Source organism: Bacillus sp. FSL R9-9492, assembly GCF_038007365.1.
Lineage (GTDB): Bacteria > Bacillota > Bacilli > Bacillales > Bacillaceae_G > Bacillus_A > Bacillus_A mycoides.
Map to the genome: position 1 here is coordinate 1,501,883 of NZ_JBBOXC010000001.1, position 23,156 is coordinate 1,525,038.

Sequence of the window (23,156 nt, forward strand, 5' to 3'; positions counted from 1 at the left end):
ACCCGCGATACCACCCTAATTTATACATGTAGAAATATATCTATATGTATACGGCTTTACAACGTACAACATGATACGTGTTCCTTGTAACGGGGGACGACCGGTAAGAACTTACTTTAGCATTCGGTTCTACTTCTCGGAGATGATTTTCGGTTACGAACTGAGCGTTGGCTTTCAGCAAAATACCAACTCTCTGGGGAACAGCTCTATAACATACTCGTTCTCGTCAATGAATTTTTATTCAAGTATTCTGACAACATTTTTACATGTTTTTTTTAGAAAGTCAACATATTTTTTGAGAAATACACTTTCCTGTAGAAATATAGCTGAGAATATAAGGGTTAATACTATTTGTAAAAATGCTGTAAAACATTATAGAGAATTGTAAAGTTTATGGAGAAAATCGATATTTATAGGAGTAAGGAAGGAATTGTTTGAATTTGCAGAGAATAATACAACAATCCACTTGCTGGAAAGAACAAACCAAAAGAGGTGACTGAAATGCTTGCGATGGGAGTATTATTTGGCATTATTGCTATAATTGGTTTTATGTGGTTATATTATTCGCGTTCGTTTAAACAAGCAGAAGTTTTACTCTTTCAAAAAGGTAGTTTGTTGACAAATCAGTCTAGATATTTAGTATGTCCGAAGTGTGGAAGTGCACAGGCCAGGAGTGGAGGATATCAAGAGTGTTGCAAAATTAGATTATGAAAGAAGGAAGCCTCACATTATTTTGTGAGGCTTCCTTCCTTACAATTTTTTCGCGCTCCAAATTGTCCAACGATCTCTTTCGATGATAGGAGAGACGTTTTGTAATGCCGTTTGGATATGATGTAGAAGCTGAGAAAGTTCATTATCTGTTAGTTCATATAGAATGGATCGGCCTGTTCGAGGAGATAAATCTTGTAGCAAAGCCTCTACAGAATCATGTACTTTTCGTACTTCCCATTGTGTTTGTATGGGGAACGCTTGAAGAGAATATTGTTGTAATTCTTGCTGAATAGTAGTGGTTTTTGGTCTTCTTTTCGCTTCTGTTTCAATGAGTTTTGGAAAGACAGAGAAAAAATATCCACGAAGGTGTTCAGGACTTCCTGGGATTATACAATCTTCAATGGTTCGGTCTTGTAAAATAAGTATACCGTCTTTTTTTAATATGCGAGAAGCCTCTCGTATAAATGTGGGAATATCATGCAAATGATGAATGACTGCACGAGAAATGACAAGGTCGAATGTTTCATTAGGGAATGAGATATTATGTGCATCACCGTGAATGAATGAAATGTTTGGGAAGCCGTTACAATTTTCTTTTGCAGCTTGTAATATTTCTTTTGAAAAATCAAGCCCAACAACACTTTTGGCTCCCATAAGAGCAAGTTCTTTCGTGTAAATGCCGCCACCACAACCTATATCAATTACTTGTTTATTTTGCACATCTACAATATTGTTTATTGTTTCCTGCCATGAAATATGTGCGTTACGACTTGCATACGTATACTTATTATTTGCATCATGAAAATTAATGGACATTGTAAAATCCTCCCTTCATTGTATAGTATAGCTCATTCTATATAATGTAACGTTTTTGTTTTATGTATGAGGATTATAAGAATTTCTTATTGGAAAAGGAGAATCGATTTGAAAGGAAAATATTTAATGGTTTTATGTGTTATTTTACTCGCGTCGTGTGGTCAAGCAGAGCAAAAGAAAGAACCGAAACAAGTAGAGGAGACAGTGAATGAAGTGAAAGAACCATTACAAATAACTGTTATACAAAAAGGTACAGAAGAAAAAAAATTAAAGAAAATGGATGCGGAGTTGGTGGTGGATATTATAAACAAAGCGGAAAAACAAGAAGTAACGGGTAGTTTTGGTGAACCGGAATATGAAATACAAATTAGTAGTGATGGAAAAAAAGAAACATATTATGCATGGTTAAGAGGAGAAGATCGCCGAGGATGGATTCAATATAAGAAAGATATGTATATGCTTAACGAAAAAGATACGGAAAAGCTTTTGGCTATCTTTCCAAAGATTCCAGAACAAAAAGAAGATGAGATGCAGGTAGGTACTTTAACGGAAGTAACAAAAAAAGACATGCAGATTACTGCGTTTCATATTAAAGCAGGTGATCAAAAAATGAATTATACAGTACGTTATACGATTTCACAATCACTATATAATAAGTTAGCAAAGGAACAAGAATATTATTTGCAATTAATTTTTCCGGAAAAGGTCCAAAAATTAATTGGCGCAAAAGAGAGTGAAATAATTTCAGCTGAAAAAGTAAAGGAAGGGTATAAACAGTATGAGTTGAATGTTACTGTTCCGATAAAAGATGCTTCAGAATCACAATTAAAATCACTAGAAACCTATTATGATAATCACGATTTACAAATATTAAATAGTAAGAAAGAAAAAGTAGGAGCATTTCAAAACATTATTCAAATTGTTAAAGAGTATGGTGAAAAAATGAATTTACAAAGATAAAGTGAAATTTTAATCAGTGGGGGCATCCCCCGCTGATTATTAGCACGACTCCTACCTAAAGTCTTTGCTCCAGCCGAATTTTGAGGTGGGATTCTTACTGCCCGTAAATAGCGGGCAGTAAGAATCATAAAGTCTATATGGCCTTTCCTAGGAAATGATAATAGAGGGGAAAGATCCCCTCTATTATTTTGCTTTTGCAGATGGCTCATTCATTGATTTTCGTGTAATTAGAAAGGAAATCATAAGAGCAGAAAGAATAATAAGGGCTATAAATAAGTGATTTGGCAACCAATCTAATAATAATACGTAGCTGACGGTATAAAAAATAAGAGTTGAAGCTAAAAACGATAGAGCGCCTATCATAAGAGATTGTAATTTCATTTGTATTTACCTCCTTTTATTTTTATTTTTGGCTAAAAATGGATGGAATAAACATTATTTCTAACAATAGAAAAAAATATGTCATAATAGAGAAAAAGAATAAGTTTTGATGAGTGTATATGGCTCAATAAAGCGAGATAAAGGAGAGGAATATGAAAAATAATAAAAAAGGATTATGGGGAGTTATAGTTGCAATAGGGTTATTTTTACTATCTAAGTTAAAATGGGTATTTGCAATTTTTAAGTTAGCAAAATTTTCAACAGTATTTAGTATGTTTTTATCGCTTGGTGCATACGCAGTCATATATGGTTGGAAGTTTGGGGTAGCACTCGTATATTTATTGTTTGTACATGAGATGGGGCATTTATGGGCAGCGAGAAAGAAAGGGATACCAACATCGCCAGCAATCTTCATACCATTTATGGGAGCTCTTATTGGGATGAAAGAGATGCCGAAAAATGCAAAAGATGAAGCTTACATTGCATATATGGGACCTCTTTTCGGATTGCTTTCATTTTTACCCGCGATCCCACTGTATATAATCACGAAAGAGCCGTTTTGGGCGCTTATTATTTTACTTGGAAGTATGATTAATTTCTTTAACTTAATTCCAGTTTCTCCATTAGATGGTGGACGAATAATTTCAGTTGTAAGCACGAAAATTTGGGGAGCAGGGCTAGTTTTACTACTCGGCTATTCTATTTACTTCAAAAGTATTTTAGGAGGATTTATTTTTATTATCGGCTGTATGGAACTATATAGAGTAATAAAGAGAGATGAGCCGATTAAGGAATTAGGATATAAAATCGATGGAATGAAAGAATATGCTGCTAGGCTTGAAGAGGAATTAAAAGAAACTGGTGCGGTGCATCGAACGATTTATATGATTCACCATGAAATGAACGTATTAAGACAAAGAGAACGTGAAAAAGAATTAAAAACAGGAGAACTTCAAAAGATTGAAGTGCTAGAGTACCTTTTACCAAAATTTGAGCCACTTGATTATGTCCCATATGAAGATGAAAAAGAAATGCATACAATTCATATAAGAGAAGCATTTGAAATGTCAGAAAGAAAATTAAATGAATGGGAAACAGAAAAGGAACAACAAGAAAATTATTATAAAGTCGATACGAAAACGAAATGGACAGTATTTGCTTGTTATATCGGATTAATGGCTATACTCGGTTATACAGCTTATGAAGGTTATGTTGTTTTACAAGAGCATTTACCAAGGAGAAGTTTGTAGAAAAATAGTGTCGAAATGAAAAGGAGGATTTAAACAGGAATTACATTTCTACGAGAGAATGTTACAAGTGTAACAGTACATTGTAATATTCATAGTAGAAAAGGGGTTCTGTATATGAAGAAATTGTTAAGTGTATTGGTAACTATTACTGTGATGGCAATAGCGAGCTATAGTCTTATGAAAGTACTATTATATTATGCGAATAAGTCTGCTGGAGTAAATACAGTAGCACAAATAGAAGAGGTGCAAGAGAAGAAGAAGACACTCGATTTTGTTCGTACGACACATGAAAGTTATAATAATTTCTTGAATTATGGCAAGGCAGAGAAATATACAGATGGGGATTGGAAACATTTTAAACAATGGTTTCAAGAGCAAGAAGCCTCTTTAAAAAATATACATAAAGAAATAAAAAATGAAAAAATAAAACGCGATGTGAATAGAAGTTATGAAATTGTAAAAAAAGGTGTGGAGCTTCAGAATATTGAGTATGTAATCTATGCTCATCGCGTATATCATGACTTGGATATACTTGTGAATAAACATAAAGGTGAAACGAATATATGGGGGTATACAGAGTTTGGAGATGGGCAGAATATAAGAGTAATTGAACAAGCAATACAAACAAAGTAGTAGGCTAGCTAGAATTCTAGTTAGCTTTTTTTTGAGCATAATTAATGAGGGCTAATTAAAATTAACTTAATATGTGCATTGTTCATATATTTTTCACAAAAACACCATGTTAATAGTGATTAAAATCACAATATGTATTATACAATTCAGTTAAACTAAAAACAGTTAAGGAAATAGAGGAGTGGGATACAATGTTAAGTGCAAAAACAATTGAAATCGTAAAGTCAACAGTACCGTTATTACAAGAAAAAGGCGTTGAGATTACAACGAGATTTTATCAAATTTTATTTTCGGAACATCCGGAGTTATTGAATATTTTCAACCATACGAACCAGAAAAAAGGAAGACAACAACAAGCATTAGCAAATGCTGTTTATGCAGCTGCAATGTACATTGATAATTTAGAAGCTATTATTCCAGTTGTAAAACAAATCGGTCATAAGCATAGAAGTTTAGGTATTAAAGCAGAGCATTATCCAATAGTAGGTACATGCTTACTAAGAGCGATTAAAGAGGTCGCAGGCGCGCCTGATGAAGTTTTAAATGCATGGGGAGAAGCGTATGGCGTCATTGCTGATGCATTCATTAGCATTGAAGCGGGTATGTATGAAGAAGCTGCACATAAAGAAGGTGGGTGGAAAGATTTCCGCAACTTTGTGATTGTTAAAAAAGTGAAGGAAAGCGACGTTATTACATCATTTTATTTAAAACCTGAAGATGGCGGGAAAGTTTCTTCATTCATCCCAGGACAATATGTAACGATTCAAATAAATATTAAAGGTGAGACATATACACATAATCGTCAATATAGCTTGTCTGATGCTCCAGGAAAAGAATATTATCGTATTAGTGTAAAGAAAGAAAAAGGTGTAGATACACCAGATGGTAAAGTATCTAATTACTTACATGATCATGTAGGGGAAGGAGATGTCTTACCTGTAAGTGCACCAGCGGGAGATTTCGTATTAAATATGGAGTCAACATTACCTGTTGTACTAATTAGTGGTGGAGTAGGTATTACACCGATGATGAGTATGTTAAATACGTTAATTGAACAAGAATCAAAGCGTAATGTATGCTTTGTTCATGCGGCGATAAATAGTAATACACATGCGATGAAAGAGCATGTTGAGACAGTAGAAAAAGAGTATGAACAAGTTAAAGCATATACTTGCTATTCTTCACCGACAGAGCAAGATGTGGAAATGAAGAATTTTGATCAAGAAGGATTCATTGAACGTGAATGGTTACAAACTATTATTCCAACGACTGAAGCAGAATTTTATTTCTGTGGTCCAGTACCATTTATGAAACATATAAATGCTGCATTAATTGATTTGGGTGTTAAACAAGAGAACATTCATTATGAATTTTTCGGTCCCGCAGCAAGCTTACAATAGGTTAACGTTGCCAAGCAAAAAACGAGGTATTATTTTACCTCGTTTTTTGCTTGTTCTCTAAGTAAGCGATTTACTGTTTCGCGGCGTACACCTATGAGCTGACCAATTTCAGTTTGTGTTAATATTTCATAAATAGGGATGTCACCTAAATAAAAGGTGAACCACTCTTGTAAACGATGAAGGCGCTCTTTAGGAGAGACAGTTGTCAATTGATCGATACGCTGTTGCATCATTCTTAACTTCGATTGTAATTGTATAGCGATATTTTCATATGATGCAGGATTTGCCTGAAGTTTGTCGTACCATTCATTGCTAATTATAGGCTCCACTTCTGTTTTCATTAAAGCCATAGCTGTACCGTGATATTCCTTCGGTGAAATTAAAGAATGGTGAGGTATCGTTTCACCAGGAACGATAATATTAAATAAAAATGGTGTTCCGTCTTCTTCTAACCGAATAACTTTTAATAAACCTGTTTTTATAAAATATAATGGACCGTCCTCACCTTGACGGAATAATACATCTCCCTTATGTAGAATCAATGTTAGCCCCCCATTAAAACATTTCTATTTCTTATATTTTAGCGTATATGTATAAAGACAATATGCTTTTTAAACAGCAATTTCATTGACGAAATGTATGCTATTACAGTAGTATACTATTTAGTGTGTAATAGTACTAGCAATGAATACGCTGTAGGGGGTTTAGTATATTGTTAGATGCGATGAAGATGACGGATATGAGAATTCCGGCGAATGCTATCATTCATGTGGAAGAGATGAAAGGTGGAGTCGTTTTATCCGTTGAAATAGACGGCCAAATTATTTATACGATGGCTTATGATGAAGAAACAGATAGTTATGCTGAATTATATGATCGAAACGATAAGAGGGCGTGCCAGGTACATGAAGACTTTATGGGATGGTCACTTCTTCACTAAAAAGATGTCAATATGACATCTTTTTTTATTGAATCGATAGATTATACAAAGAAATGAAATATAAGGATAAAATTTGTAATAAATGATTTTGCATTGTTAGCGCTTTGTAACTGTAAGATAACTGTTTTTTCGCTATCATAAAGATAACAGTCATAGCTATAGGAGTGATCAACTTGAAGAAATTACATATTTCAAATTTTATGCTATTAAGTGTTTGTTTAGTTTTACTTGTTCTCCTAGGAGCCTTTTTATATTCATGTGTATAAGAAAAAACGCATTCTAGAAAGAACGCGTTATAAAAATGAAGTAATGATTAATCTAGTTCCAAGAATAATTAATGTGATACGTAATAAATTAATTACTGCATTACCGCTTAATTTTGTGTTAATATAAGCCCCGATTTTTCCGCCAATCCATGCACCAGGAATAAGAATTAATGCATAAGCCCAGCTGACATTTCCTAGAGAGATGTGAGTTAAAGAACTTACAATTGCTGAGAGAAATACGATAAACATTGAAGTTGCTACAGCAATGTGTGCTGGGAACGCAAAAAGGAGCATCATCGCTGGCACAAGTAAGGCACCACCACCGATTCCAAATAATCCGGATATAAATCCAACTATAAAGGCAATAAAGATAGCGAGAAATGGTGGAAATTGATAGTCTACAGTATTTCCTTCGTTATCTGTAAAAGATCGCTTAATTACAGTCATATTTGATAGGGAAAGAGGTTTCAATTTGTCTCGTAGTATAAGAAGAATGGAGACGAATATAAGAAAAATCCCAAAGTATAAAGAAAATGTATCTTGGTTTAAAAATTTGTTTGCCCATGATCCGATAATACCACCAGGGCCACTCCCGATAAATAAAATAAGTCCACTTTTATAATCTACCCGTTTATGTTTCATATAAGTAAGGGTAGAAGCCAGCCCTGTAAAAACGACTGTTACCATAGAAGTTCCTACTGCGAGTTGTGGTGATAAACTGTGTAATCCAATTAATAACGGAACGATAATAATTCCGCCTCCAAGTCCGACTAGGCTCCCGACTGTCCCGGCGATTAATCCGATGAAAAGTAACATAATGTATTCCAAAATTGCCAACTCCTCTATATAACTTATCCATCAAACATTATACACGCTTTTTAATAAGAAATAGGCTTGTTCACAAAAAAGTCGTCTTCCTAGAAAAATAAGGAAGACGACTTTTGATTAAAAGATTAAGTGTAATAAGTAGTAAAATAATGCAGCTAAAGAAGCTGAAATAGGAAGTGTAATAACCCATGTAATTAACATGCGTTTTGCAGTTCCCCATTTTACACCTTTCACGCGATGTGAAGCACCAACTCCTAAAATAGAAGAAGAGATAACGTGCGTCGTACTAACCGGTAAGTGAATAAATGTTGCGCCGAAAATAACAAGTGATGATGATAAATCGGCAGCTACACCATTTACAGGACGAATTTTCATAATTTGTCCACCGACAGTTTTAATAATTTTCCAACCACCGACAGAAGTACCAAGACCCATTGCGATTGCACAAGATAATTGTACCCAGAAAGGGATATCGCCAGAAGTATGATAGTTATTGGCCATAAGAGCCATCGTAATGATTCCCATTGCTTTTTGTGCATCATTCGTACCGTGCGTATAAGCTTGTAATGCAGCGGTGAAAATCTGGAATATACGGAAGTTCTTGTTCGTTTTCGTTAAGTTAAAGTTTTTAAATACCACTTTAAAAATACTATATACGATGTAACCAATAACAAAAGCGATGATCGGTGAAATGATTAAAGCTTCAAGAATTTTTATAAACCCTTTATAGTTTAATGCGCTAATACCAGCAGCAGCAATTGCTGCACCAGCGATTGCGCCAATGATTGCATGCGAAGAACTACTTGGAATGCCATAGTACCAAGTGATCAAATTCCAGACTATTGCCGCAAGCAAAGCAGCTAAAATTACAACAGAACCATTTTGCAAAGCAAACGGGTCAACAATATCTTTTGTAATCGTTTTTGCTACACCTGTAAATGTCATCGCACCTAAAAAGTTCATAATAGCTGCCATAACAATTGCATGTCTAGGCTTTAGAGCTTTCGTTGAAACAGCCGTTGCAATAGCGTTTGCTGTATCGTGAAATCCATTGATAAAGTCAAAAGCTAAAGCGCAAATGACTACTAAAACGGTCAGTATCAAGAGTGTATCCATGATCAAACTCCTTACGCGTTCTTCATAATGATTGTTTCTAATACGTTTGCAACGCTTTGACAGCTATCAGCTACTTCTTCAAGCTCTTCGTAAATCTCTTTAAATTGAATAATCTTAATCGGATCTTTCTCACGAGAGAATAAGTGCTTAATCGCATGACGGCGAATATCATCACATTGTGACTCGTAATCCTTAATCTTGATCGCATTTGTACGAATATCGACTAATTTCTTTTTAGAAAGTAGTTCAACAGAATTTGCAATCTCAATCGCACATTGATTAATTGCTTCAACGAATTTAATCATGTATTCATCAGCTTCTGTAATAGAATACATTTCGAATAGACCAGCACTGTGATCTAATCCGTCTAATACATCATCCATACTCATTGCAAGTTGTAGGATGTCTTCACGTTCAATAGGAGTAATAAACGCTTTGTTTAGCTCCATAATGATTTCGTGAATGAATGAGTCACCTTTTGACTCATACTCTTTCATGCGCATAGAAAACTCTTTTAAATCGCTAGCATTTTTAATTTTATACTCCACGAAAAACTGCGCGCCTTCTTTTAAATTTTCGGAAACGTTCATAAGCATTTCAGAAAATTTATCTTTTTTTGATTTAAAGACCATTATTGTTACCCCCACAAAAGTAATATATGTAAAATATATTGGCTAATCAATTCTAACAAAAAACTGTCGTTTTTTAAAACATTTTATCGAAAAGTTTACAAAAACTTAACATAACTCTCATTGTTGTATTAATAATATTAATACTCAACAATGAATATCTTACTTGTAGAATGTCCTTTTCTTGCAAAAAGTATGAATGTGAAAGAAAAGCTTTACACTATAGGAACGACTACGTTATTATAATAAATTTAAAAGGAGGTATATTCTTCCTTTTAAAAAGAAGAGTGTAAACAAATGAAGGAAGTGAACCAATGAAATTGAAGAACACTCACTTTAAAAAAACGCTTGAGTGGTTCAATAAGAGGAAGAAACTACGCAATTCATTAATTGTATTGGGAAGTTTACTTGCTACTCTATTTATTGTTGTAAATATAATAATTTCCATTCAAGATATATCTGAATTAAAACAAGCTGTTCCACAACCGACTTTAATTTATGATGCAAATAATGAAGTTGCGACTAAATTAGCTTCTTCTAAAACAGAAGGGGTCAAAAGGAAAGATATTCCTGATATTATGGTTCAAGCAATTGTTGCAGTAGAAGATAAGGAATTTTTTAGTCATCATGGTATTTACTATAGTGGAATTATAAGTGCTGTATTTAAGAACATTACAGCCGGTGAAGTTGTGGCAGGTGGTAGTACAATTACACAACAACTTGCGAAAAATGTATTTTTAACGCAAGACCGTACATTCTCGCGTAAAATAAAGGAATACTTTCTAACGAAAAAAATAGAACGTACTTATACGAAAGATGAAATTGTTGAAATGTATATGAATCAAATTTATTTTGGTGAAGGTGCTTGGGGGATAAAAAGAGCAGCTAAATCTTATTTTGATAAAGAAGTAAAAGACTTAACGATTTCAGAAGCTGCAACGATTGCAGGATTAATTAAAGCGCCATCTGCGTATTCGCCGTATAAAAACTTTAATAAATCAATTGAAAGACGTAATGTCGTATTAGGTTTAATGAAGGAGCAAGGATATATTTCTGAAGAACAATATAATCAGGAGAAAGAATCAGGTCTTGTATTACGACGTGGTGTTGACGATAAATATAAGGGAAAATATTCTCAATACGTAGATTATATTGTTAGAGAAGCGATGGACAAGTATGAATTAACACAAAATGAAATTTTAGCAGGTGGCTATCGTATTTATACGGAACTTGACTCGAAAAAACAACAAGCGGTTGAAGATGTTGTGAATAATGATAGTTATTTTAAAGATAGTGGCTCAGATCAGCTTATGCAAACTGGAGTGGTCCTTATGAATCCAAAAACTGGCGGTGTTCCGGCTTTAGTTGGAGGCAGAGGTCCTTATCAATTTTTACAGTTTAATCATGCAACACAATTAAAAAGACAGCCAGGTTCAACGTTAAAGCCTCTTGCAGTGTATGTACCAGCGTTAGAACAAGGATATGAAGTATACGATGTCTTAAAAGATGAACCGTTTAATATTAAAGAATATGCACCACAAAATAGTGATCATACGTTCCATGGTAATGTGACGATGTATGAAGCGGTGGCAAAGTCATATAATGTTTCAGCAGTTTGGCTATTAGAGAAAATTGGATTAGATAAAGGATTGAAATCTTTAGAGCGGTTTGGTATTCCATTAGAGCCTGAAGACCATACGTATCCGATTGCTTTAGGAGGTATGCATGTAGGGACTTCACCATTTGTAATGGCTCAAGCGTATAGCGCACTTGCAAATGATGGTGTCCAAGTAGAAGCTCATGCCATTAGAGAAATCCAAAATGCTGAAGGGGAAACAATTGGAAAATGGTATAAGAAAGAAACTCGTGTGACGAACGAGAAAGTTGCCCAAAAGATGACATACTTATTAAAAGGTGTTATTGAAAGGGGAACAGGTGAAAAAGCGAAAGTTAATAATATCGATACCGCCGGCAAGACAGGGACTACCCAGCTTGTAAATGGACCAAGCACTGGTGCGAAGGATTCGTGGTTTGTTGGATACACACCGGATTTAGTAGGTGCGATTTGGGTAGGGTATGATAAAACGGATAGTGAGCATTATGTGCCAGGAGGCAGCCAAATTACAACGACAATGTTCCGGGATATTATGAAGAAAGCGAATGAAAATCCAACTCAAAAGGCATTTCAGTTATCACTAATACCTGAGGCGGATTATACAAAACAATTAAAAACGATTGAGGAAGAAAAACGAAGGAAAGAAGAAGAGAAAAAACGAAAAGAAGAGGAACAACAAAGAAAAGAACAGCAAAATGAATGGATAGATAAAGTGAAAGAGTGGATTCCATTTTGGTAAAAAAAGAGGCGAATAACGAGTTCGCCTCTTTTTTATGAGAAATGAGCGGTTTTATCTCGGTTCAAAATGTGGCAACAGAAAAGAAGTTAGGTGAGAATCGAGCTGCCTATAAAAATTTGATGGGTTTAACTTAATAATCCGTGGGGATGGGAAAAGCGCCACGGATTAAAGCTTCAGTTTATTTATTTAGCGTAACATTGGTCCTACCGAAGGATTGAGAATCATACGTGACGGTTATTATTCCTTTACTAATAGGTTCATATGGCAATTCCTCTTCGAAATTTCCAGTATTTTCATTATGGATAGAGAGTGTTATTTCATCAACGTCTTTATTTTTATATTGATCTTTAATCGTTTCAGCGATTTGAAGTAGGTTTTCATAACTAGAAGCTTCTGTAATAAGCATTCCTTTTATAACTTTTTTTTCATTTTGTGTGGAAGAGGAATACGGGATGTTGTTTTGTTTTGTATACAGAAGTTCGTATGGAATTGTTTTTCTTTCTGCTTTTGAAACATTTGAATAGTTTAGAGTTAAAAGAAACCCTATACATAAAATTATGCATACCATAAGAACAAACCAAAAACGTGTCAGTGATATAATTCGCATTGTCATCCCTCTTTCATGTCTTTGTCTTCACTATTCATCATACAAAAAGAGGATTAAGCTAGAGTAAATTTGAAGTAAAGAAACGTAAAGAAGGAGCACTTATCCTCCAAAATAAGTGCTCCTTTTTATTAAAAGAAAGATTTAACATACAATCAAAATAATACAAATTACTATAAATCAAACATTCTTGGTCGTGCAAAAATAAAATGAAAACTAAAATTAGTAAATTCGGAAGACTGATAGTGTAGCTGTTGTGTCACCAGTGTTAGGGATGGAAATAGTATTTACTGTAGGTTGTACAGAGATTGTTGTACCAGCTGTTAAAGTAACAATTGTGGAGAAAGAAACCGCACTACCGATAACGTTAGTTGAAAAATTACGAGTAGGTGGTTGACCGTTGAATGAAATACCGAATCCAAATGGTGAAGAACCCGGGAAGGTTGTAGATGCTGAGAAACTAATATCGTATACTCCTGTTTCTAAAATAGTTAAAGTATCTGAAGTGTCATTAAAAATGAGATTATTTAGTTCGAAAACTTGATTAAATTGGATATTCGTTCCAGGTGATATAGTTTGTGGATTAGAATTTCCTATTGCTGCTATAGTTACAGGGAGTGGTGTGCCCGACGGTCCAGTAGCGCCAGTAGCACCAGCCGGACCTTGAGTACCTTGAGCACCTTGAGCGCCAGTAGCACCAGCCGGACCTTGAGTACCTTGAGCACCTTGAGCGCCAGTAGCACCAGCCGGACCTTGAGCACCTTGGGCACCTTGAGCGCCAGTAGCACCAGCCGGTCCTTGAATACCTTGTGGTCCTTGAAGTCCAGTAGCACCTTGAGCACCAGCCGGACCTTGAGTCCCTTGAATACCTTGAGGTCCAGTAGGTCCTATTGTTCCTCCACCAAGGCAACCTGATCCATATTGAACTAGGATAGCTTGAATTTCTGTAATGAGCTTAACTAGTTTATCGATAGTACAGCAATCGATTTTGAATAACTTAGCAATATACAATAAATAATTAAGCAAACTTTGTAGTTCAACGTACAATGCTCCGCATGAGAAAGGTGAGAACTTTAGGATAGTTAATAAGTTAGCAATAATAGAACTACCAATTTTTTTCTTGTGCAGGTGATAAATCTAAGCAACTGAGGAATTTTTGAAGATTATTCAGGAGAGCAATTAGTTTATCGATGTTATCTTGGGAAGGGTTTTGAAATACAGCTTGAATACTTTGACCAAGAGCTTGAAGAAGTCTAGCATACTCTTTTAGTTCTGCCTTAGAGATGTTAATATAACTGCAAGCTCTTACTTCGCAACAATCATTACCATAAAACACTTTTCCTTTATTTTTGTTGGACATTTGTTCATTCCTTTTTTTCTTTTATAGAATAAATAGTCGTTACTATATAATAAAATGGAAACTAAACTGAATTCGTGAGGGACAAACTACTATTTCTAAAAAAATAAGAAGTTTACCTATCTTGTGAAAACAAAGAACAATTAAGAGATAGAGAAAGATTTATATGAGTTAAAAAAGAATAGGTTAGAATAAAAAAACTGCACGCAAATTGTTAGATTATATCTAACAATTTGCGTGCAGTTCGTGGAACAGCCCAACCTTTTTAATGATTAATTCGTTCATAGTTCGCTTTAGGTAAAATTGGAATAGAAATAGTGAAAGTTGTACCGTTTTGATTACTAGACATTTTTAATGTACCGTTATGATTTTGAATAATTTTCTTCGTTACTGACAAGCCCAGTCCTGTTCCTGAATCTTTTGTTGAGAAGAATGGATCAAAGATATATTCTTGAATAGCTGGAGGAACCCCAGTTCCGTTATCTGTGAAAGTAATCCGAACAAAGTTATCTAGGCGATAACTAGAGATTTGAATGGAAAGAGGTCTTTCGCCTCGAGCATCGATAGCATTTTGAAATAAATTTAAAAAAACTTGCACAAGTTCATGACGATCGATATTGACAAGTACACCATCTAATGCCGTAGAAAATTCATAGTCAATAGAAATGTTGTGTAAAAAAACTTCACTAGCAAGTAGTTGTTGAATATATTCGCGTAAAAACGTATTGATGGGAAAAGGTTCTCTAGTAAATTCACGTGTTTTTGAAATGGCTAAAAATTTTGTGATAATACTATTTGCACGATCTAGTTCAGGAATGAGTAGACTTTTAAACAATTCTTTATTGGATGGAGAAACGTTATCTTGTAGAAATTGCAAGTATCCACGTACCGTTGTAAGGGGATTTCGTACTTCATGAGCAATCCCAGCTGCGATTCGTCCTGCTAATGAAAATTTTTCTGCATCACGTTCTGTGTTTAAATAATGGAAGACACTAATAACTCTAAAAATCTCTCCGTTATAATCCCGAATAATTCGATTGTTTAAAATACCATAGTTTTTGTCTAACACTTCTTCATTATATATTTCTGTTCCTGTTCTTAATGTTTCAATCGCTTTAATTTGTTCTTCTGGCAAGTTTAGTAATTGTTGAATTGGCTTTCCAATTATATCATTTCGTACTACACCAAAATCATCTGCTGCAGCTTGATTACATAAAGTTATATTTCCTTTACTATCAACAAAGGTGACATGATGTGAAAAAGCATCAAAAATATGAACAAAGTATGTTTCAAGTTGTTCAAATAAAAATAATGAATCGCAAGTAAGTTGAAAATCAGCCTTTTTATTCTCTTTTTGTATGTTTTGAATGGAATGAGTCGTTCTCGTTTTCTTTATTTGTAAACCAATATGTGGATTTTTGTATGTGAAATGATGTGGTAATTGATTCACAAGCTCTTCATATAACCGCACTTTATTTTCTAGTTCTTCTATTCGTTTTTCATGAGATACAATATCATCGTTTGGAAGCATAAATAAATAACCCCTCAATTTAAAAATTCTTCCATTTAGTATATCATATTTTTATACGGATACTCTTAAAGAAGGGGCTACTTAATGAAATTGATTAGCTGAAATGTCCGGGAAGTGAGTAGAATGGATAGAAGGTGAAGTTAAAAAGGGAGGGATATATTTGCTTTTCATTGGAGTGACAGGGTGGGGAGATCATGATTCTTTATATATAAATCCCTATGAAAATAGAAATAAATTGCGAACTTATAGTGAACATTTTCCCATTGTGGAAGTAGATAGTTCATTTTATGCGATACAACCTGCGCGGAATTATACAAAATGGGCGATGGAAACGCCGAAAGATTTTTCTTTTATAGTAAAAGCCTATCAAGGTATGACAGGACATATGAAAGGGGAAATCCCTTTTTCTACGTTCGATGAGATGTTTGATGTGTATAAACAATCCATTCTTCCTTTAATAGAAGCAAATAAATTAAAAATGATTTTATTTCAATATCCACCATGGTTTGATTGTAAAGTGAAAAATGTAGATTTACTTCGATACACGAAAGAAAAAATGGAAGATTTACCATGTGCAATAGAATTTCGAAATCAAACATGGTTTTATCCAGAAATGAGAGATAAGACGTTACAGTTTTTAGAAAAAGAAAATTGGATTCATACAATTTGCGATGAGCCTCAGGCTGGAATAGGATCAGTACCGCTTATATTAGAGGCAACAAACTCGGACATGGCGTTAATACGTTTTCATGGCCGAAATGTTCATGGTTGGCTGGATAAAGGAGAAAATTGGAGAGCGGTTCGCTGTTTATATCGTTATAATAGTAAAGAATTGGCGGAATGGGTAGAACGATTAGAGCGATTGAAAAAGAAGACGAAGGATATATTTGTATTGTTTAATAATAATTCGGGCGGAGATGCAGCGGATAATGCGAAACAGCTTATGAAAATGATGAACATTACATATGGTGAGCCGAAGCCTGAGCAATTAAATTTGTTTGAATGATGATAAACAAGAAAGGCACTGTACAAACAGGGGGAATGTACAGTGCCTTTCTATATGAAAAAGAGGGGTAACAATGTTACTGAGCGTTTGGTTGATTCATCAATTGTTGGCTTCATAATAAATGATAATGGTTATCATTATCATTGTCAATGGTTTTTCGGAAAATAAGTAAAAAACTTTTTATCCCGCTATTTGCGGCAGTAAGACCCCCACTGATTAAAGTTTCATTTTATATTTTAAATAGTAATAAAAAAAGAACAGCAATTACTGAACTGCACCCCAATTGTTAGACACAGTCTAACAATTGGAGGCGCAGTTTTTCTATGGCTAAATTTACAGCTGATGAAAAAATACAAATCGTTCTACGTTATTTGAACGGAAATGAAAGTTATCGAGAAATGGGTAGAGCGATCGGTATAAGTGGCACAATCATTTTGAATTGGGTAAACCAATATAAGCAAAATGGTGTGGAAGCTTTTCTAAAACGATGTACAAATTACACACAACAATTTAAACTAGACGTACTAAACTTTATGATTGAAAACGGTATGTCCTTATTTGAGACGGCAGCTATCTTTAACATTCCTGCCCCTTCAACGATTTCTGTTTGGAAAAAACAACTCGAAACACAAGGAATTGATGCCCTTCAATCTAAGAAAAAGGGGCGTTCATCCATGAAAAAAGATTCAAATAAACAATTAAAACAAGCTTTAGCTGAAGGGTCAGTCGAAGCACTTGAAGCACGTATTAAACAGCTTGAAATGGAAAATGAGTACTTAAAAAAGTTGAATGCCTTAGTTCAAAACAAGGAAAAATCACAAAACAAGATAAAGCGCAAGTAGTCTATGAATTAAGGCATAAATATTTGGTGAAGGCACTCGTGGAGCTAGCTGGTATTCCACGAAGCACGTATTATGATTTAGTAAAAAAAATGAATCGCCCAGATGTAGATGCCGATTTGAAAGCTGAGATTAAAGCGATTTATGAGGAGAATGAAGGTCGTTATGGTTACCGTCGCATTCGTGATGAATTAACGAATCGTGGTCAGAAAGTGAATCAAAAGAAGGTGCAACGCATTATGAAAGAGCTTGGCTTAAAGTGCGTTGTGCGCATGAAGAAATATAAATCTTATAAGGGGAAAGTCGGTAAAATTGCACCCAATATTTTAGAGCGTAATTTTTATGCAGACGCACCGAATCAAAAATGGGTAACAGACATCACAGAGTTTAAATTGTTTGGAGAAAAACTGTATGTATCACCTGTATTAGATTTGTATAATGGTGAAATTATTACCTATACAATTGGTTCTAGACCGACGTATTCGCTTGTTTCAGAGATGTTAGAGAAAGCATTAGAACGTTTACCTGAAAACCACCAGCTACTGATGCATTCGGATCAAGGATGGCATTATCAAATGAGACAGTACGTCCGTACACTTGAATCAAGAGCTATCGTACAGAGTATGTCTCGAAAAGGAAACTGTTACGACAACGCAGTAATAGAGAATTTCTTTGGGATTATGAAGTCGGAGTTCCTCTATATAAAAGAATTTGAATGTATTGAGCATTTTAAAATAGAATTAGAAAAATATATAGATTATTATAATACGAAACGGATTAAGGCAAAATTAAAAATGAGCCCGGTACAATACCGGACTCATTTGGATCAAGTTGCCTAATGAAATAACCGTGTCTAACTTTTAGGGGTCACTTCATACTGCTGTTCTTTTCCATTGATGATTTGTTGTAAATCAAAAGGAGTTATCGCTTGGATAAATTCCTTTGAGATAAGTGTTTGAACGAGAGTGCTTTCAGAAATTGTAGCACCTGTTTTCTTTTCATAAGATTTCTTTAATAAATCAAGTTTTTCAGCCGTTTCTTTCGGTAATTCAATTGTTAATGTGTTCATAATTTCTCCCCCTTACTATTAGAGTACCACTACAGTATAGGAGAGACAAGACAAGACAAGAAAAGAAAAGAGAATATGAAACATAAAAAAGGTTACCAAATTTACAAATGGTAACCTTTTTATGTATAAGAGTTATTAAGCAATACCGATATACTTTAAAGTTTTGGATGGAGTACTGTGATCAAAGAAGTGTTGTAAAAATGCAATATCAACACCTGATTTGTATGCACAATAGCCCCAAGTTTTTCGAAGTGTATGTGAGCTAATCCCTTCTAATCCAACTTCTTTTGCAGCTTTGTTTAAAATGTACCATGCATGTTGTCTCGTAATAGACTTTGTTCCTTTTTGAGACTTTAATAATGGTTCATTACGTTTCCAAGTTTTACGTTCTTTCATGTAGTCTTCGATTGCGTGCTGTAAGTCTTCATTTACAGCAAACCATTTATGTTTCTTTACTTTTTCATTGTAAAATAAAATGGAATGGCGAACATTTTCGTCTTCATCGATTACATCACTAACTTTTAATTGTAAGATTTCACTTACTTTTAAGCCAGAATTTACAGCTAATACGAATAATAAGCCATCACGTTTCGAAGATTGTAAAAGTATATTTTTGATAGTTTCTAATTGTTTTTCATTTTGAATAGGTTGTCCTGCTTGTTTCATTTCACGCACTCTCCTCTTTTATATGTGTAAAGGAAAGGATTAACTTGTTTCTTACTATAAAGGGAGAGTGTGAATTTCATGTGAACTCCTAGTGAAATTAAGACAAATTATTTGACTTCTTTTACTTTTTGTAAATTAAAATAAAATACAACGCTATTAGTGGTATTATACACGCCGTATTCAGCGTGATGGAGATCTAAAATGTTTTTCACAATGGATAACCCAAGGCCAGTACCCCCAGTATGACGGCTACGAGAAGCGTCTAAACGGTAGAAGCGATCCCAAATTTTTTCAAGGCTTTCTTCTGGAATAGGATTACCTGTGTTTTCAATTTTGATTTTCACTGTATCTTCCGTTTCTATAACAGAGACGTGTATTTTTTCACCATCTGGAGTATATCGAATTGCATTGCTAAGTAAGTTTACAACGACTTGCTCAATACGGCTACGATTTGCTTTAACAAATAGAGAAGAGTCAGCATGGATGTCTACTTGTAAATGTTTTTCCTCCATGCTAAATAATAATTTTGTATAGACTTGTTGAATTAATTCACCGATCGAGAATGTCGACATTTCTAGTTTGTACGTACCTGATTCTAGTTTTGCTAATTCTAACATTTCAACAATGAGCCTGTTCATATTATCTGTCTCTTCCAAAATAACATTTGTATAATATGTCGTATCTTTACTTACGCCATCTTGAATACCTTCAGCGAAGCTACGAATAACACTAAGTGGTGTTTTTAATTCATGAGATACACCAGAAATGAATTCTTTTCTCGTTTTTTCCAATTGACGTTCGCGTTCAATATCTTGTTGTAATTTTGTATTGGCAACATTTAATCGGTCGATTCGATCTTTTAAATTTACAGAGAGTGTATTAATACCACTTGATAACCCGCCAATTTCATCGTCTGCCGTAACAGGTAACTTCTCGCTAAAATCAAAGTTGGCCATTTTTTTTGTAACACGATTTATCTTAATTAATGGTTTAACAATGATTTTTGAGTAGTAGAAGGATAACAAAATAATAACGAGAAACACGATAATTAAGGCATAGACATAATAATCTTTTAAAACGAGCATCGCTTCATTAACAGGTTGTAAAGATGCTATCACAAAAGCGTAATCCTTAATTTTTCCGTTTTCCATAATAGGCTTTACAAAGACACTGTTTTTTATATTTTCCCCACTATCTAAAATATACGTGTTTAATTGATTTGAATTAGAAGTACCTTGTCTAATAGTACTTGCAAAATATTCAACAGCTTGTAATGTTTCAAAATCATTTGCAAGGCGAACCTCAGATTTGGAAGGGATATGTAATTTAGATATCACACCGGTAAAACTGATCTGAGACGTAGTTTTATATCGATTTGTGAGTCTATTTTTAGAGGGGTTACCACTAATTGATTGAAAATCCGAATTGCTATTTTCATTTCGCCATCGATTATAATTAGTCGTCAGTTCTAGTGGCGTTATTATATTATCTTGTAAAAATCCCTCTACGTGAATCATGCCCTCTTTTTTTAAGCCTAAATTTTCGAATTTATTATATTCTTCGGGTGTTAAAAGATTATTAAGTGGGATGGAATAGGTTTTATTGTTATTAGGGTTAATTACCTCAATGTAGTAATTGTTTTCACTTTTAATAATGCCGTTAGAATCTAAAAATTGCATTTCAGCATTCGTTTTATCGTGAAATTCTTGTTTTAGCTTTCTGATTTCCTCAAAACTTTTGTCGCTTTTTTCATAATTATCTACGAATTTTTCAAAAGCCGTTTGAACGGTTTTTATTTTTTTATTAATATAAAACTTCTCTAAAAATAGAGATTGTCCAAGGAAAAAAAGGAGAAATATGATTGTAAATAAAGTTGATGTTAATAAAAATAGTTTAAAGACGATGCTTCTGTTCTTCACTGTTTCACCTCGTATGAAAAATACTGTAATACAAATGATTTCTTAATTATAACAAAGGTTACAAAAAAGTAGAGGAGATAAATCTGTCTCTCTCTAAAGTAGTTTTTTATAGAAAGTCACATAAAGAGAAGGTGCAGTGACTATAGAAGTATTTTAGCATAAAAAAGAACTCGCCAGACGTATGACGAGTTCTTTAGTGTACTATTGCTGAATTGCTGCATCTAAAGCGATTTCAATCATTTCGTTAAATGTAGTTTGACGCTCTTCAGATGTAGTTTCTTCACCAGTGAAGATATGGTCGCTTACTGTTAATACAGATAATGCATTTACACCATATTTAGCTGCTAATGTGTAAAGAGCAGTCGTCTCCATCTCTACTGCTAATACACCGTAATCTGCAAGTTTTTTAACCATGTCCATGCTCTCACGATAAAATACATCTGCTGTTAATACGTTACCAACACGAACGTGTAATCCTTTTTCTGTTCCAGCATCGTAGGCTTTCTTTAAAAGATCAAAGTTTGCAGCAGGAGCAAAATCAAAACCCGGGAATGTTAAGCGATTCATATTAGAATCTGTACAAGCCGTCATCGCAATAATAACGTCACGTACCTTAACATCTTTTTGAATTGCACCACATGTCCCAACACGAATTAAATTTTTCACTCCGTAGCTTTGAATTAATTCGTTTACATAAATAGAAATAGAAGGAACACCCATGCCTGTACCTTGAACAGATACACGCTTTCCTTTGTAAGTTCCAGTGAAACCTAACATGCCACGCACGTTATTATAACAAGTAACATCCTCTAAAAATGTTTCAGCAATATATTTTGCACGTAATGGATCACCAGGTAATAGAATAGATTCAGCAATTTCGCCTTGTTTTGCTTCAATATGTACACTCATGAAAAATCCTCCTTATAATGTATTGATAGAAATCAATATCATTTGCATTATACACTACGACTCCTTTCAATTAAAATCTTTTTTATTTGTAATATGTGCAAAAGAGGAGGATTTCATAAATCATAATCTAGAATATATATTTAAGAGGTTTTGCATGGATAAAGAAAATAAAAATGGTAGGTGATATTTTGAAAAATCTTGTCATTGGGCTTATTGCACTAGTACTTATTGTGGCAGGAGGATTTTACATAAAAAAATATCAAGAAACTGTAGAAACGACCGGAGATGTTCAAGAAGTGAAATGGGATGTGAAGAATAAAGAAGGAAATGCAAAAGTCGATATTTCGTTTCAATTGCTAAATAAAATGAATAATGAAGTTCGTGGTGTGAACGATCAAATTCGAGCAGTGATAGTGGATGGGAATTTGAAAAACATACAACAAACGAAGCCTATATTTGCTGGAAATGGATCGTATAAGCTATCTTCAGATGTAGCAAAAGGTGAAGAGCACACGATATTTTTGTATGAAGATGAAAACAAGTCCGTGGAATCATTTTCTAAGCAAGATTTTGGTGAAGAAAAAAAGGAGAAAAACAAGGACAAGAATAAAAAGAAACTACCTGTCGATACTGTACTTACAAAAAATATAGGAGAGCATCAAGTGTCTCTTTTATTTGGTGCATTACATCCGAATGAGGCAACGACATTAACATTTCAGTTTCAAGCGAAAAAGGGAGAAAAACTGAAATTAAATTCAGGGAGAGGTGAAGTCAACGCGCTGTATATCGTTGATGAAACGAGGGGACATTTTTTATATGCCATTCCTGTTGATACGGATGAGCAATTACAATATCGTATTACATTTCCAGAGGAAGGAACATATAAAATATGGGGGGATTTCTATATAAATGGTAAGAAGTATGAAAAGGAGTTTAGTATACAAGTGCAAAAACGAAAAAACAGCTAAGTAC

The 23,156-nt window shown here is 34.2% G+C and carries 22 protein-coding genes, 1 pseudogene and 1 other annotated feature (1 of these 24 cut by a window edge); of the genes and pseudogenes, 10 read left to right on the plus strand and 13 right to left on the minus strand.

Annotated elements, in window-relative coordinates; genetic code table 11:
- Positions 1-239, minus strand: a binding site (T-box leader); it reaches 20 nt to the left of the window's first position.
- A 262-nt stretch (positions 240-501) separates the two neighbouring features.
- Complete coding sequence (locus MKY70_RS07655; RefSeq protein WP_000880630.1) at positions 502-711, plus strand: hypothetical protein; 210 nt, start codon at positions 502-504, stop codon at positions 709-711.
- Between the two features lie 39 nt (positions 712-750).
- Here the strand turns inward: MKY70_RS07655 and MKY70_RS07660 are convergent, their stop codons facing one another.
- A complete protein-coding gene (locus tag MKY70_RS07660; RefSeq protein ID WP_088034911.1) occupies positions 751-1,527 on the minus strand; it encodes a class I SAM-dependent methyltransferase in 777 nt (258 codons plus the stop codon).
- Between the two features lie 108 nt (positions 1,528-1,635).
- Between MKY70_RS07660 and MKY70_RS07665 the strand changes: the two genes are divergently transcribed.
- A complete protein-coding gene (locus tag MKY70_RS07665) occupies positions 1,636-2,487 on the plus strand; it encodes a hypothetical protein (protein WP_215587518.1) in 852 nt (283 codons plus the stop codon).
- 183 nt (positions 2,488-2,670) lie between these two features.
- On the opposite strand, the gene MKY70_RS07670 is transcribed toward MKY70_RS07665, so the two are convergent.
- Positions 2,671-2,868 carry a hypothetical protein gene (locus MKY70_RS07670; RefSeq protein ID WP_000776287.1) on the minus strand — a complete coding sequence of 66 codons (198 nt, stop codon included), beginning with the start codon at positions 2,866-2,868 and terminating at the stop codon, positions 2,671-2,673.
- Between the two features lie 152 nt (positions 2,869-3,020).
- Here MKY70_RS07670 and MKY70_RS07675 point away from each other — a divergent pair, with 152 nt between their 5' ends.
- The 3 genes from MKY70_RS07675 (at position 3,021) to hmpA (ending at position 6,151) form a co-directional block, all read left to right on the plus strand.
- A complete protein-coding gene (locus MKY70_RS07675; protein ID WP_002126346.1) occupies positions 3,021-4,118 on the plus strand; it encodes a site-2 protease family protein in 1,098 nt (365 codons plus the stop codon).
- Positions 4,119-4,232: 114 nt separating this feature from the next.
- Positions 4,233-4,751: a hypothetical protein gene (locus MKY70_RS07680; protein WP_147740224.1), complete on the plus strand. Its 519-nt coding sequence runs from the start codon at positions 4,233-4,235 to the stop codon at positions 4,749-4,751.
- Positions 4,752-4,942: 191 nt separating this feature from the next.
- The gene (hmpA, locus tag MKY70_RS07685; protein ID WP_002126349.1) at positions 4,943-6,151 is read left to right on the plus strand and encodes an NO-inducible flavohemoprotein; all 1,209 of its coding nucleotides are present in this window, start codon (positions 4,943-4,945) and stop codon (positions 6,149-6,151) included.
- 29 nt (positions 6,152-6,180) lie between these two features.
- Here hmpA and MKY70_RS07690 read toward each other — a convergent pair whose 3' ends face one another.
- Complete coding sequence (locus MKY70_RS07690) at positions 6,181-6,693, minus strand: Crp/Fnr family transcriptional regulator (RefSeq protein WP_341023854.1); 513 nt, start codon at positions 6,691-6,693, stop codon at positions 6,181-6,183.
- Between the two features lie 170 nt (positions 6,694-6,863).
- Between MKY70_RS07690 and MKY70_RS07695 the strand changes: the two genes are divergently transcribed.
- Complete coding sequence (locus MKY70_RS07695; protein WP_000883004.1) at positions 6,864-7,091, plus strand: hypothetical protein; 228 nt, start codon at positions 6,864-6,866, stop codon at positions 7,089-7,091.
- A gap of 293 nt (positions 7,092-7,384) precedes the next feature.
- Here the strand turns inward: MKY70_RS07695 and MKY70_RS07700 are convergent, their stop codons facing one another.
- The 3 genes from MKY70_RS07700 to MKY70_RS07710 form a co-directional block, all read right to left on the minus strand.
- Positions 7,385-8,185, minus strand: coding sequence for a sulfite exporter TauE/SafE family protein (locus MKY70_RS07700; RefSeq protein ID WP_002086690.1), 801 nt, complete (start codon positions 8,183-8,185; stop codon positions 7,385-7,387).
- 117 nt (positions 8,186-8,302) lie between these two features.
- The gene (locus MKY70_RS07705) at positions 8,303-9,301 is read right to left on the minus strand and encodes an inorganic phosphate transporter (RefSeq protein WP_088034905.1); all 999 of its coding nucleotides are present in this window, start codon (positions 9,299-9,301) and stop codon (positions 8,303-8,305) included.
- A gap of 11 nt (positions 9,302-9,312) precedes the next feature.
- A complete protein-coding gene (locus MKY70_RS07710) occupies positions 9,313-9,933 on the minus strand; it encodes a DUF47 domain-containing protein (RefSeq protein ID WP_000231445.1) in 621 nt (206 codons plus the stop codon).
- Between the two features lie 311 nt (positions 9,934-10,244).
- Between MKY70_RS07710 and MKY70_RS07715 the strand changes: the two genes are divergently transcribed.
- Positions 10,245-12,284, plus strand: coding sequence for a transglycosylase domain-containing protein (locus MKY70_RS07715; RefSeq protein ID WP_341023856.1), 2,040 nt, complete (start codon positions 10,245-10,247; stop codon positions 12,282-12,284).
- Positions 12,285-12,462: 178 nt separating this feature from the next.
- Here MKY70_RS07715 and MKY70_RS07720 read toward each other — a convergent pair whose 3' ends face one another.
- The 3 genes and pseudogenes from MKY70_RS07720 to MKY70_RS07730 all read right to left on the minus strand — a co-directional run bounded on the left by MKY70_RS07720 (position 12,463) and on the right by MKY70_RS07730 (position 15,776).
- The gene (locus MKY70_RS07720) at positions 12,463-12,891 is read right to left on the minus strand and encodes a hypothetical protein (protein WP_002168802.1); all 429 of its coding nucleotides are present in this window, start codon (positions 12,889-12,891) and stop codon (positions 12,463-12,465) included.
- 219 nt (positions 12,892-13,110) lie between these two features.
- Positions 13,111-14,248: pseudogene (locus MKY70_RS07725) on the minus strand (Gly-Xaa-Xaa repeat protein).
- Between the two features lie 262 nt (positions 14,249-14,510).
- Complete coding sequence (locus MKY70_RS07730) at positions 14,511-15,776, minus strand: ATP-binding protein (RefSeq protein ID WP_088034901.1); 1,266 nt, start codon at positions 15,774-15,776, stop codon at positions 14,511-14,513.
- Between the two features lie 160 nt (positions 15,777-15,936).
- Between MKY70_RS07730 and MKY70_RS07735 the strand changes: the two genes are divergently transcribed.
- Entirely contained in the window at positions 15,937-16,782 is an 846-nt protein-coding gene (locus tag MKY70_RS07735; RefSeq protein WP_002086674.1) for a DUF72 domain-containing protein, read from the plus strand.
- Positions 16,783-17,105: 323 nt separating this feature from the next.
- Positions 17,106-18,460 (plus strand): IS3 family transposase gene (locus MKY70_RS07740; RefSeq protein ID WP_341074485.1). Its coding sequence is split into 2 segments (ribosomal slippage): positions 17,106-17,559 and positions 17,559-18,460, totalling 1,356 coding nucleotides; the frame shifts between segments, so codons are not numbered across the junction.
- 14 nt (positions 18,461-18,474) lie between these two features.
- On the opposite strand, the gene MKY70_RS07745 is transcribed toward MKY70_RS07740, so the two are convergent.
- From MKY70_RS07745 to deoD, 4 genes are all read right to left on the minus strand, one after another.
- The gene (locus MKY70_RS07745; RefSeq protein WP_088030874.1) at positions 18,475-18,690 is read right to left on the minus strand and encodes a DUF3924 family protein; all 216 of its coding nucleotides are present in this window, start codon (positions 18,688-18,690) and stop codon (positions 18,475-18,477) included.
- Between the two features lie 135 nt (positions 18,691-18,825).
- A complete protein-coding gene (locus tag MKY70_RS07750; RefSeq protein WP_000806230.1) occupies positions 18,826-19,356 on the minus strand; it encodes a tyrosine-type recombinase/integrase in 531 nt (176 codons plus the stop codon).
- A gap of 107 nt (positions 19,357-19,463) precedes the next feature.
- A complete protein-coding gene (locus tag MKY70_RS07755) occupies positions 19,464-21,275 on the minus strand; it encodes a sensor histidine kinase (RefSeq protein ID WP_088030875.1) in 1,812 nt (603 codons plus the stop codon).
- A gap of 201 nt (positions 21,276-21,476) precedes the next feature.
- Complete coding sequence (gene deoD / locus MKY70_RS07760) at positions 21,477-22,184, minus strand: purine-nucleoside phosphorylase (protein WP_000110704.1); 708 nt, start codon at positions 22,182-22,184, stop codon at positions 21,477-21,479.
- Between the two features lie 173 nt (positions 22,185-22,357).
- Here deoD and MKY70_RS07765 point away from each other — a divergent pair, with 173 nt between their 5' ends.
- The gene (locus tag MKY70_RS07765) at positions 22,358-23,152 is read left to right on the plus strand and encodes a hypothetical protein (RefSeq protein ID WP_088030876.1); all 795 of its coding nucleotides are present in this window, start codon (positions 22,358-22,360) and stop codon (positions 23,150-23,152) included.
- Positions 23,153-23,156: the final 4 nt, after the last annotated feature.